General features: G+C 61.4%; 12 protein-coding genes. All 12 read left to right on the forward strand.

Translation table 11 applies throughout. From position 1 onward, the window contains the following. Positions 1-96: 96 nt before the first annotated feature. Entirely contained in the window at positions 97-1,095 is a 999-nt protein-coding gene (locus tag AB4O09_RS29310; RefSeq protein ID WP_003196667.1) for a D-cysteine desulfhydrase, read from the forward strand. 301 nt (positions 1,096-1,396) lie between these two features. Beyond that, positions 1,397-2,197, forward strand: coding sequence for a cystine ABC transporter substrate-binding protein (tcyJ, locus tag AB4O09_RS29315; protein WP_003196665.1), 801 nt, complete (start codon positions 1,397-1,399; stop codon positions 2,195-2,197). Then, positions 2,197-2,862: a cystine ABC transporter permease gene (gene tcyL / locus AB4O09_RS29320; protein ID WP_003196663.1), complete on the forward strand. Its 666-nt coding sequence runs from the start codon at positions 2,197-2,199 to the stop codon at positions 2,860-2,862. The genes tcyJ and tcyL overlap by 1 nt, the downstream gene beginning before the upstream one ends. 3 nt (positions 2,863-2,865) lie before the next feature. Further along, positions 2,866-3,627 carry an L-cystine ABC transporter ATP-binding protein TcyN gene (tcyN, locus tag AB4O09_RS29325; protein ID WP_003196662.1) on the forward strand — a complete coding sequence of 254 codons (762 nt, stop codon included), beginning with the start codon at positions 2,866-2,868 and terminating at the stop codon, positions 3,625-3,627. Between the two features lie 446 nt (positions 3,628-4,073). Next, positions 4,074-4,844: a hypothetical protein gene (locus AB4O09_RS29330; protein WP_003196659.1), complete on the forward strand. Its 771-nt coding sequence runs from the start codon at positions 4,074-4,076 to the stop codon at positions 4,842-4,844. 420 nt (positions 4,845-5,264) lie between these two features. Beyond that, positions 5,265-6,506, forward strand: coding sequence for an SfnB family sulfur acquisition oxidoreductase (locus AB4O09_RS29335; protein WP_223529026.1), 1,242 nt, complete (start codon positions 5,265-5,267; stop codon positions 6,504-6,506). A 23-nt stretch (positions 6,507-6,529) separates the two neighbouring features. Further along, a complete protein-coding gene (locus tag AB4O09_RS29340) occupies positions 6,530-7,723 on the forward strand; it encodes an SfnB family sulfur acquisition oxidoreductase (protein ID WP_003196655.1) in 1,194 nt (397 codons plus the stop codon). After that, positions 7,723-9,081 carry an LLM class flavin-dependent oxidoreductase gene (locus AB4O09_RS29345; RefSeq protein WP_053161708.1) on the forward strand — a complete coding sequence of 453 codons (1,359 nt, stop codon included), beginning with the start codon at positions 7,723-7,725 and terminating at the stop codon, positions 9,079-9,081. The genes AB4O09_RS29340 and AB4O09_RS29345 overlap by 1 nt, the downstream gene beginning before the upstream one ends. Positions 9,082-9,239: 158 nt before the next feature. Next, positions 9,240-10,049 (forward strand): MetQ/NlpA family ABC transporter substrate-binding protein, encoded by an 810-nt coding sequence (locus tag AB4O09_RS29350; RefSeq protein WP_028237782.1) that lies wholly within the window; start codon positions 9,240-9,242, stop codon positions 10,047-10,049. A gap of 1 nt (position 10,050) precedes the next feature. Then, on the forward strand, positions 10,051-11,175 hold the full coding sequence (locus AB4O09_RS29355; protein ID WP_013692036.1) for a methionine ABC transporter ATP-binding protein: 1,125 nt from the start codon (positions 10,051-10,053) through the stop codon (positions 11,173-11,175). Then, on the forward strand, positions 11,165-11,809 hold the full coding sequence (locus AB4O09_RS29360; RefSeq protein WP_003196648.1) for a methionine ABC transporter permease: 645 nt from the start codon (positions 11,165-11,167) through the stop codon (positions 11,807-11,809). Before AB4O09_RS29355 ends, AB4O09_RS29360 begins: the two co-directional genes overlap by 11 nt. A gap of 101 nt (positions 11,810-11,910) precedes the next feature. Beyond that, a complete protein-coding gene (locus tag AB4O09_RS29365) occupies positions 11,911-12,540 on the forward strand; it encodes a class I SAM-dependent methyltransferase (protein WP_003196646.1) in 630 nt (209 codons plus the stop codon). Positions 12,541-12,588 lie beyond the last annotated feature (48 nt).

A 12,588-nucleotide genomic window follows, 5' to 3' on the forward strand; every position in this document is an offset into this window, starting at 1 on the left:
GGCCGCCATCGCGAGCAAGCTCGTTCCCACATGCCGGTTGCCCATGAATATCCGCGTGCCTATAGTCCAGACATCGCCTACAACCAGTACGGACCCATGATCAAAGAACAGCTGTCTCGCTTTAACCGTCTCGACCTGCTCGGCCATCCGACACCACTGGAAAAACTCGACCGTCTCTCCACCTGGCTCGGCCGGGACATCTATATCAAGCGTGATGACCTGACGCCCCTGGCCATGGGTGGCAACAAACTGCGCAAGCTCGAATACCTGGCCGCCGATGCCATCGCCCAAGGCGCCGATACCCTCATCACCGCCGGGGCGATCCAGTCCAACCATGTGCGCCAGACCGCCGCCCTCGCCGCGAAGCTGGGCCTGGGCTGCGTGGCCTTGCTGGAAAACCCCATCGACACCGAAGACAGCAATTACCTGGGTAACGGCAACCGGCTGCTGCTGGAATTGTTCGACGCCAAGGTCGAGTTGGTGGACAACCTGGACAACGCCGATGAGCAGCTGCAGGCCCTGGCCGGTCGCCTGCGCAGCAACGGGAAAAAACCCTACCTGGTGCCGATTGGAGGTTCGAACGCCTTGGGCGCGCTGGGTTATGTGCGCGCCGGCCTGGAACTGGCCGAGCAGATCAAGGACACCGGGATTGAATTCGCCGCCGTGGTACTGGCCTCGGGCAGTGCCGGCACCCACAGCGGCCTGGCGCTGGCGCTGAGCGAAGCCCTGCCGGCGCTGCCTGTCATCGGCGTCACGGTCTCGCGCAGCGAGGAGGACCAGTTTCCGAAGGTCCAGGGCCTGGCCGAGCGCACGGCAGCGTTGCTCGAAGTCGCCCTTCCGGAGGCGTTCAAAGTGAACCTGTGGGACGAATATTTCGCCCCCCGCTACGGCGAACCCAACGCCGGGACACTGGCGGCGGTCAAGCTGCTGGCCAGCCAGGAAGGGCTGCTGCTCGATCCGGTCTACACCGGCAAGGCCATGGCCGGCCTGCTCGACGGCATGGGTCGCGACCGTTTCGACGAAGGCCCGATCATCTTCCTGCACACCGGCGGCGCACCGGCGTTGTTTGCCTACAGCGCGGCGCTCCAGGCTTAGTGGAGACTTCTGTGGGAGCGAGCTTGCTCGCGATAGCGGTATGTCAGCTGCATAAATTTCGGCTGATCCACCGTGATCGCGAGCAAGCTCGCTCCCACAAGCAGTCATTCCAAATAGACATATGCGCTTTGTTTAATATTATTTTCCAATCTATAAAAGCCATCCTATAGTCTCGCCGCAGGCACATTTGCCGCGAGACGCCCAAGCTGCTTTAAGGCAGGATGTGGCAATCTTTTCGGATCGCGGCTACGCCTTATCTCAGCCAAAATAACCTCTTCATAAGAAAACACAGGGGCTTGTCATGAATTTTTCCGCATTACGTCGCAACCTGTTGGTAGGTTCGCTGGGCCTGGCATTGAGCGCCGGGCTGTTGGGGCAAGCAGTTGCCGGTGAGCAGCTGCAGAAAATCAAGGATGCCGGCGAAATCAAGATCGGCCTGGAAGGCACTTATCCACCGTTCAGTTTCGTCGATGACAGCGGCAAACTGACCGGCTTCGAAGTGGAGTTCTCCGAAGCCCTGGCCAAGGAACTGGGGGTGAAGGTCAAGCTGCAGACGACCCCATGGGCCGGCATTCTCGCGGCCCTGGAGTCCAAGCGTCTGGACGCAGTGGTCAACCAGGTGACCATCTCCGAGGAACGCAAGAAAAAGTACGATTTCTCCGAGCCGTACACCGTTTCCGGGATTCAAGCGCTGGTACTGACCAAGAAAGCCGACGAGTTGAACATCAAGAAGGCCGCCGACCTGGATGGCAAAAAAGTCGGCGTGGGCCTGGGCACCAACTACGAACAGTGGGTCAAGGCAGAAGTACCGGGCGCCCAAGTCAAAACCTACGATGACGACCCAACCAAGTTCCAGGACCTGCGCGTCGGTCGTATCGACACCATCCTGATCGACCGCCTGGCCGCACTGGAATACGCCAAGAAAGCCAAGGACACCACCGTCACCAGCGAAGCCTTTTCGCGCCAGGAGTCCGGTATTGCCCTGCGCAAAGGCGAGCCTGAGCTGTTGGCAGCCGTAAACAAGGCCATCGAAAAGCTGCGCGCCGACGGTACGCTGAAAAAGCTTTCGGAAAAATACTTCAGCGCTGACGTTACCCAATAATGGAAGCAGCTCTTCAACTCGCACTGGACTCCGCGCCCTTCCTGCTCAAGGGCGCGTATTACACGGTCTTCCTCAGCCTGGGCGGTATGTTTTTCGGCTTGCTGCTGGGGTTCGGCCTGGCGCTGATGCGCCTGTCGCGCTTCAAACTGGTGAACTGGATCGCCCGCATCTACGTGTCGTTCTTTCGCGGCACGCCGTTGCTGGTGCAGCTATTCGTGATCTATTACGGATTGCCGCAACTGGGCATCGAGCTGGATCCTCTACCGGCGGCCCTGATCGGTTTCTCGCTGAACATGGCCGCCTACGCGTGTGAAATCCTGCGGGCCGCCATCAGCTCCATCGAGCGCGGCCAGTGGGAAGCGGCGGCAAGCATCGGCATGACCCGCGCCCAGACCCTGCGCCGAGCCATACTGCCGCAAGCCGCACGCACGGCCCTGCCACCGTTGGGCAACAGCTTCATTTCCCTGGTCAAGGACACCGCGCTGGCGGCGACTATCCAGGTACCGGAGCTGTTCCGCCAGGCGCAGTTGATCACCGCGCGGACCTTCGAAATCTTCACCATGTACCTTGCCGCCGCGCTGATCTATTGGGTTCTGGCCAGCGTGCTCTCGCACCTGCAGAACGTCCTGGAAGCCCGGGTCAATCGGCATGACCAGGAGTCCTGACCCATGATTGTCGTGGAAAAACTGACAAAGCAGTTCAAGGGCCAGGTGGTGCTCAACGGCATCGACTTGAAGATCGAAGAAGGCGAAGTGGTTGCGATCATCGGCCCCAGCGGCTCGGGCAAGACCACCTTCCTGCGCTGCTTGAACTTCCTCGAAGAGCCTACCAGCGGCCGGATCAAGGTCGGCGACATCGAGATCGATGGCAGTCGCCCGCTGAACCAGCAACAGGGCCTGGTGCGCCGTTTGCGCCAGCAGGTGGGCTTCGTGTTCCAGAACTTCAACCTGTTTCCCCATCGCACCGCATTGGAAAATGTCACTGAAGGCCCGCAGGTGGTGAAGAAAATCCCTCGCGCCGAAGCCGAAGCCCTGGGGCGCAAGCTCTTGGCCAAGGTCGGCTTGGCCGGCAAGGAGGACGCCTACCCACGGCGCCTTTCCGGCGGCCAGCAACAGCGCGTGGCGATTGCCCGGGCGTTGGCGATGGAACCGGCAGTGATCCTGTTTGACGAACCGACTTCGGCCCTCGATCCGGAACTGGTGGGCGAGGTGCTGGCAACCATTCGCGGCTTGGCCGAAGAAAAACGCACCATGGTCATCGTGACCCACGAAATGGGCTTCGCCCGGGACGTGGCCAACCGCGTGGTGTTTTTCGACAAAGGCGTGATCGTCGAACAAGGCGAAGCCAAGGCCTTGTTTGCAGCCCCCAAGGAAGAACGCACGCGACAGTTCCTCAGCAAGTTCCTTTCCGCCGGGCACGGCGCCCAGTAAGTTATTCTTAGCATTATCACTTCCAGGGAAGGAAGTGAGACCGCTGCAAAAGAAACAACTCGCACTGTTTTCATGTGCGGGATATACAACTTCTCGTAACACTCCCCGTCACCCAAGTGTCTTTCCACTTCAGTCTCCAGTGCCCTTGCGCACCCATTTTTTTGAAAACTGGCAAGCCTAGGAAAAAGGCGTGCGGCGCCGCGTATTATTAACTTTGCCGCGTAGGATATTTCTGAAGCCTTTCACAATTAATTATTAAGCAAGTTCCTCTATTGACACTGAAACTACTGAGACCTTATCTAGTGAGCAATAGGCGACGCACATTATTTTAGTTCTGCGCAGTGACTAAACGTAGCCAGCCTCTATGACTGCACAAATAAATATGTCGCGATTATCAAGCGCCTTTGATCAAACGGACTTCGTTTTCAAGCATCAAGGAGAACACCATGACATGTAAGTCGAAGAGTCCTGAACTGGCCGCCCCCACCCTGGCCAATGCCCACCCTACCGGCATCAATATCGCCAACGCCGCTCACCTGGAGGTTGCCATTGCGCCCTACCCTGGTATGGACGCAGGTGACCTGATCGAACTGTTCTGGGACAACTGCTACGTCGGCTCGCGCCTGTTGTCGCAGGCCGATGTGCAAGACAGCGTCACCCTGCGGGTCCCGGAGAGTTTTATCGTCGATGGAGCGTCGCGCATTCACTATCGGGTGATGCAGGTCGGGCGTGGGCCGGCGCTATCCGCCAAGCAACGGGTACATGCGAAGCTCGATTGCCCCGGCGGACAGCCGTCGGCCCTGAGCGGCGATGAAAACCAGGGCCTGGCGCCAGTGCGCATTCCCGGCACTATCCGACGCCAAGGGGTGAACCCCAACCAGATCAAGCGCGGCGTACCGCTGACCATCGAGCCCTACCTGAACATGGCCGCCGGCGATGCCGTGACCCTGCGCTGGGGCGATGTGCGCATGGACCTGCCTGCCGTCACCGCCAGCGAGGTCGGCCAGCCAATCAATATCTGGGTCCCGCCGCAGATCATCCTGGAGGCAGGAGAAGACCTGCGCCTGGAAGTGACCTACTGCATCCTCGACCGTGTGGGCAACAACTCCCACTGGGCACCGCCACGGACATTGAAGATCGGTTGCGCCAATCCGTACCTGAAAAAACCGCCGAAAGAAGCCCTCATGGCGGCCGAGCCGCACCGCAAAAGGCCTTGATACGGGAGACACTTTTGCGAGGGACGCTTTTGTGGGCGAGGGAGCTTGCTCCCGCTTGGGCTGTGGGAGCAAAGCTTGCTCGCGAAACAGGCGCCTCGATTCTGCAAGACCGCATCGCGTCCATCGCGGGCAAGCCTTGCTCCCACATAGCGGGAGCAAGCTCCCTCACCACAAAAGCCGCTTCGCCCCAAGTGAGCGTACAGCCGCCCATCTAAATCCAACCTATACATATTCCTAAACGTTAGTTCAAAAATAATTTATACACGTTTAGGGTATATGAACCGGACCACCGGACATTCTTGATTTTTGCTCGCCGCATTCATCGCGGCGTTTCTTGAGATGTGAGGTGGGTATGGAACGGAACACAATCACCCCAGGGCAATACGCCAGGGCACTGCCAGCAGCCACGGAGTGGCTGTAATGTCGGATCTGGCGCAAGCAAAAGTCCAGAGCGACCTGGACATCGCACCGCTGTTGTTGCCCGCACAGGTGTTGCGCAACGAGGCCGAGGCCATCAAAGCTGCCCATGAACTGGCGCAGGTCGCCCGTCAGCAGGCCGCGCGTCGTGACCAGCAACGCAAACTGCCCTGGGCAGAAATCGAGCAATTCACCCGCAGCGGATTGGGCAGCATCGCCATCCCCCGGGCATACGGCGGCCCGCAGGTTTCGTTCGTCACACTGGCCCACGTCTTCGCGATCATCTCCGCCGCTGATCCCGCCCTCGGGCAGATCCCGCAAAACCAGTTCGGCGTGCTCCAACTGATTCTCGGCACCGGCACCGAACGGCAGAAAAAAATCCTCTTGCAGAGCGTGCTCGAAGGTTGGCGCATCGGCAACGCCGGGCCGGAACGCGCTACTCGCAATACCCTTGAGCTCAAGGCTCGGATCACCGCCGACGGTGACGGATTTGTCATCAATGGCCAGAAGTTCTATTCCACCGGCGCGCTGTTTGCCCATTGGGTCGCGGTCAAGGCGCTGAATGACGAGGGCCGGCAGGTGCTGGCGTTCGTGCGGCGCGGCACCCCGGGCCTGCGGATCGTCGACGACTGGTCGGGGTTCGGCCAGCGCACCACCGCCAGCGGCACCGTGCTGCTGAACAATGTGCGGGTGGATACCGAGTTGGTCCTGGATAACTGGCGCATCAACGAAACACCCGGTGTGCAAGGCGCGATTTCCCAACTGATCCAGGCCGCCATCGATGCGGGTATCGCCCGTGGCGCCATTGACGACGCCATCGCCTTCGTCCGTGAACGAGCCCGGCCCTGGGTCGACGCCAAGGTCGAGCGAGCCAGTGACGACCTCTACGTGATCGCCGACATTGGCAAACTGAAAATCGAACTGCACGCCGCCGAAGCCTTGCTGCGCAAGGCCGGACAGGTGCTGGATCAGGTCAGTGCCGCCCCCATCACGGCGCAATCGGCCGCCCGCGCCTCGATTGCCGTGGCCGAGGCCAAAGTGCTCACCACCGAGATCGCCCTGCAAGCCAGCGAAAAACTCTTCGAGCTGGCCGGCAGCCGCGCCACCCTCGCCGAATTCAACCTCGATCGCCACTGGCGCAACGCACGGGTCCACACCCTGCACGACCCGGTGCGCTGGAAGTATCACGCGGTAGGCGCCTACCACCTGAACGGCACCTTGCCGGCCCGCCATTCCTGGATCTGACGACCCGACCTCTGGAGCAGTACATGACGTTTTCTCAACACGTCGCGGTGATCACCAGCGATGAACAAGCCCTGATCGTGGCCAGCGACCTGGCCGATGACTTCAAGCGCGACAGCGCCCTGCGCGACCGCGAGCGCCGCCTGCCGTACCCGGAACTGGAGGCTTTCTCCCGCTCGGGCCTGTGGGGCATCAGCGTGCCCAAGGCCTATGGCGGCGCCGGTGTTTCCAACGTCACCCTGGCCAAAGTCATCGCGCTGATTTCTCAGGCCGACGGCTCGCTGGGGCAAATTCCGCAAAATCATTTCTATGCCCTGGAAGTGCTGCGGGTAAACGGCACTGAAGCGCAAAGACAACGCTTGTACGCCGAAGTACTCGCCGGCCAGCGCTTTGGTAATGCCCTGGCCGAACTTGGCACCAAGACTGCCCATGACCGCATCACCCAACTGCGCCGCGACGGCGAGGGCTATCGCATCAACGGTCGCAAGTTCTACGCCACGGGCGCGATCTACGCCCAGCGCATCCCCACATCGGTGGTGGACGAAAACGGCGTGCAACAACTGGCGTTCGTCCCTCGCAGCAGCCAAGGCCTGACGGTGATCGACGACTGGAGCGGTTTTGGCCAGCGCACCACGGGCAGTGGTTCGGTGGTGTTCGAAGACGTGTATGTCGCCGCCGCCGACATCGTGCCCTTCCAGAGCGCCTTCGAACGCCCCACACCGGTAGGGCCGCTGGCGCAGATTCTTCACGCCGCCATCGACACCGGCATCGCCCGCGCCGCCTACGAAGACGCCCTGCATTTTGTCCGCAATAAAACCCGCCCCTGGATCGACGCCACCAGCGACGTCGCCACAGAAGACCCGCACACCCTCAAGAGTTTCGGCCAACTGAGCATCCGCCTGCACGCCGCCGAAGCCCTCTTGGAGCGCGCTGGTGAGTTTCTCGACCGAGCACAGGCCGACACCCGGGCCGACACAGTCGCCGCTGCCTCGATTGCCGTGGCCGAAGCCCGCGCCATCAGCACCGAGATTTCCCTGGCCGCCGGCAGCACGCTGTTCGAGTTGGCCGGCAGCCAGGCGACCCTGGCCGAACATGGCCTCGACCGCCACTGGCGCAACGCCCGGGTGCACACCCTGCATGACCCGGTGCGCTGGAAATACCACGCGGTGGGCAACTTCTACCTCAACGATGAAAAACCGCCGCTGCGGGGGACCATCTGATGGCGGCCGGCAAGAAAAAGATCCTGCTCAACGCGTTCAACATGAACTGCATCGGGCACATCAATCACGGCCTGTGGACCCATCCCCAGGACACGTCGACCCAGTTCAATACGATCGAATACTGGACCGCCCTGGCGCAATTGCTCGAGCGCGGATTGTTCGACGGGTTGTTCATCGCCGACATCGTCGGGGTCTATGACGTGTACCAACAGTCGGTGGACGTCACGCTCAAGGAGTCGATCCAGCTGCCGGTCAACGACCCGTTGCTGCTGGTGTCCGCGATGGCCGCCGTGACGAAAAACCTCGGTTTCGGTCTCACCGCCAACCTGACCTACGAACCGCCCTACCTGTTCGCCCGACGCATGAGCACCCTCGACCACCTGAGTCGCGGCCGGGTCGGCTGGAACATCGTCACCGGCTACCTGGACAGCGCCGCCAAAGCCATGGGCCTGACCGCGCAAGTCGAGCATGACCGCCGCTACGACCAGGCCGACGAATACCTGCAAGTGCTCTACAAACTGTGGGAGGGCAGTTGGGAAAACGACGCGGTGCTCAATGACCGCGTGCAGCGGATCTATGCCCGGCCGGAAAAAGTGCACAAGGTCCGGCACCAGGGCGAGTTCTACCAGGTCGAGGGCTATCACCTGTGCGAACCCTCGCCCCAGCGCACACCGGTGCTGTTCCAGGCCGGCAGTTCCGAGCGCGGCCTGCTGTTCGCCGGTCGGCATGCCGAGTGCGTGTTCATCAGCGGCCAGAGCAAACCGGCGACCAAGGCCCAGGTGGACAAGGTCCGCGCCAGCGCCGTAGAGGCCGGGCGCAACCCCGGGGACATCAAGGTGTTCATGGGCCTGAACGTGATCGTCGGCGAGACCGAAGCGGCCGCCTGGGCCAAGCATGCCGAGTACCTGAGCTACGCCAGCGCCGAGGCTGGCGTGGCGCATTTTTCCGCATCGACGGGGATCGATTTTTCCCAGTACGAACTGGACGAACCGATCCAGTACGTCAAGAGCAACGCCATCCAGTCCGCCACCAAGACCTTGCAGAACAACGACTGGACCCGGCGCAAATTGCTCGAGCAACACGCCCTGGGCGGTCGCTACATCACGGTGGTCGGTTCGCCCGAACAAGTGGCCGACGAGTTGGAGTCCTGGATCGCCGAAACCGGCCTCGATGGCTTCAACCTGACCCGCATCGTCACGCCGCAAAGCTACGTGGACTTCATCGATCTGGTGGTCCCCGAGTTGCAGCGACGCGGCTCATACAAGACCGAATACGACAACGGCACCCTGCGTGAAAAACTGTTTCACGCACAGGCCCATCTCCCCAGGCAACACACCGGTTCGACTTACCGGCACTGACGTGGGAGCAAGGCACTGTGGGAGCAAAGCTTGCTCGCGATGCAGACACCTCGCTTTTTGAGAGACCGCATCAACTTCATCGCGGGCAAGCCTTGCTCCCACATAGCTCTGTTCGCCAAAAAATATGCACCTCCTCCTAAATGACTGGAATAACTGACATGACCAAGCACTTCCTGACCCTGCCAGTCAAAACCCTGGCCCTGGCCCTCGGCCTGTTCAGCTCGGCGCTGTTTGCCGCCGATGCGCCGTTGAAAATCGGCACCACCGCCGCGTTCGCCATTCCCCTGGAAGCGGCCGTCGAAGAAGCCGGCAAGCAAGGCTTGAAGGTCGAGCTGGTGGAGTTCAGCGATTGGATCGCGCCCAACGTCAGCCTGGCCTCTGGCGATATCGACGTGAATTACTTCCAGCACATCCCGTTCCTGGAAAATGCCAAGGCCGCAGCCGGGTTCGACCTGGTGCCCTTTGCGCCGGGGATCATCAACAACGTCGGCCTCTATTCGAAAAAATACAAAAGCTTCGACGAACTGCCAGAAGGTGCCAGCGTCGCCATTGCCAACGACCCGATCAACAGCGGTCGCGGCCTGCAACTGTTGGCCAAGGCCGGACTGATCAGCCTCAAGCCGGGCGTCGGCTACAAGGCCACCGAAGACGACATCGTCGCCAACCCGAAGAAGCTCAAGATCCTGCAGGTCGAAGCCGTGCAGTTGGTGCGCGCTTATGAAGACGCCGACCTGGTGCAGGGTTATCCCGCCTACATCCGCCTGGCCAAGACCTTCGACGCCAGCTCCGCCTTGCTGTTCGACGGCCTCGATCACAAGGAATACGTGATTCAGTTCGTGATCCAGCCCAAGAGCAAAAACGATCCACGGCTGATCAAGTTCGTCAACATCTACCAACACTCGCCAGCCGTGCGCGCCGCCCTGGACAAGGCCCACGGCAAGCTCTACCAAGCCGGTTGGGAAGGCTGACATGAACGCCGTCAACGCTCGACTCCGACACGAAGCCCCCACGCCCCAGAGCGCCGAACACACCGAACTGCATCCGGAGCTCAACCGTGCCCATGTGCGCTTCATCGGCCTGGGCAAGACCTATAACGGTGCCCAGGGTCCGGTGGCCGCCTTGCAAGGCATCGACCTGGCGATCCAGCGCGGCGAGGTGTTCGGCATCATCGGCCGCAGCGGCGCCGGCAAGTCGTCGCTGATCCGCACCATCAACCGCCTCGAACAACCCACCAGTGGCCGGGTGTTGATCGATCAGATAGACATCGGCGAGTTCGATGAAGACCGCCTGGTGGAACTGCGTCGGCGCATCGGCATGATCTTCCAGCACTTCAACCTGATGTCGGCCAAGACCGTGTGGCAGAACGTTGAGCTGCCGCTGAAAGTCGCCGGCGTGCCCAAGGAGCAACGCCAGCGCAAAGTTCGCGAGCTGCTGGAACTGGTCGGCCTGCAAGGCAAGCACAAGGCCTATCCGGCGCAACTTTCGGGCGGGCAGAAACAGCGGGTGGGGATTGCCCGGGCGCTGGTGCATGACCCGCAGATTTTGTTATGCGATGAAGCCACCTCGGCCCTGGACCCGGAGACCACACAATCGATCCTCGGCCTGCTGCGCGAAATCAACCAGCGGTTGGGCCTGACCATCGTGTTGATCACCCATGAAATGGCGGTGATTCGCGAAGTCTGCGACCGGGTCGTGGTGCTTGAGCAAGGGCGGATCGTCGAGCAGGGGCCGGTCTGGGAAGTGTTTGGCAACCCGCAACACGAGGTCAGTCGAACACTGCTGGCACCGTTGCAACACGCGATACCGGAAGAACTGCAAAACCGCTTGCAGACGCAGCCGGCATCGGCGGATGCCGCCATTGTGCTGCGCCTGCAATTCACCGGCATAGATCGTGAAGAGCCGGATCTCGCCGCTTTGTTCAGCGCCCTCGGTGGACGGGTGCGACTGCTGCACGGCGGCATCGAGCGAATTCAGGGCCACGGGCTGGGGCAATTGCTACTGGCCGTGAGCGGTTCGTCGTGGGGCGCCGAGGAACTGCGGCAACGGGCGGGCAATTGGGCGCAACGGGTAGAGGTGCTGGGTTATGTGGTTTGATCGGCTGTTGCAGGGTTTCATCGACACGTTCCTGATGGTCGGCGTGTCGTCGCTGATCGCGTTGTTGGCGGGCATCCCGCTGGCGGTGATCCTGGTGACCAGCGGCAAGGGCGGGATCTATGAAGCGCCGGTCTTGAACCGAGCCCTGGGCGCGTTCGTGAACCTGTTCCGCTCGATACCGTTCCTGATTCTGATGGTGGCGTTGATCCCGTTCACCCGGCTGATCGTCGGTACCACCTATGGCGTGTGGGCAGCGGTAGTACCGCTGACCATCGCCGCCACACCGTTCTTTGCCCGCATCGCCGAAGTCAGCCTGCGGGAGGTTGACCATGGTCTGATCGAAGCGGCCCAGGCCATGGGTTGCCGACGCTGGCACATTGTCTGGCATGTATTGCTGCCCGAAGCGCTGCCGGGCATCGTCGGCGGTTTTACCATCACCTTGGTGACCATGATCAACTCTTCGGCCATGGCCGGAGCGATCGGTGCCGGCGGCCTGGGCGACATCGCCTACCGGTACGGCTACCAGCGATTCGACAGCCAGATCATGCTCACGGTGATCGTGTTGCTGGTGGCGCTGGTGGCAGTGATCCAGTTGGGTGGCGACCGCCTGGCACGCGGCTTGAACAAGCGCTGACCGGGGGGAGCAGTTGACCTGTGGGAGCAAAGCTTGCTCCCACAGGCAGACCAGCGGGCTTGCGGTATAGTCACCTGACGCTCCTCACTCAAGCCCCAATCATGAAACACACCACCGAAGACCTGCACGCCATCACCGCCACGACCCTGGGCCATTACAACGCCGTGGCAGAAAGCTTTCGCGAAGGCACCCGCGATCACGATGTCAGCCAGAACATCGACGCCTTGCTGCGCCATATCCAGGGCGAGGCACCGCTGCACATCCTGGATTTGGGCTGCGGCCCGGGGCGCGACCTGCGCACATTCACGGCCATGGGTCATGTCGCGGTCGGCCTCGACGGTTCAGAAAAGTTTGCCCGGATGGCGCGCCAGGACAGCGGCTGTGAAGTGTGGCAACAGGACTTCCTGGAACTCGACCTGCCGGCCGAGCGCTTTGACGGGATTTTCGCCAACGCGGTGCTGTTTCATGTGCCCGTCCAGGAACTGCCTCGAGTGCTCAAGCAACTGCACGCCACGCTCAAGCCCGGCGGCGCGCTGTTCAGCTCAAACCCGCGAGGCGAAAACCAGGAGGGCTGGAACGGCCAGCGCTTCGGCGCCTACCACGACCTCGCGGCCTGGCGCACGTTGCTTGGCGACGCAGGCTTCGTGGAACTGGAGCATTACTACCGACCGGCTGGACTGCCGCGGGAGCAACAGCCTTGGTTGGCGAGTGTCTGGCGTAAACCTGCTTAACATTTGAAGACGCCATCGCGAGCTTGCTCGCGATGGCGGTGTATTGGC

The sequence above is a fragment of the Pseudomonas sp. H1_F01 genome, assembly GCF_054681425.1.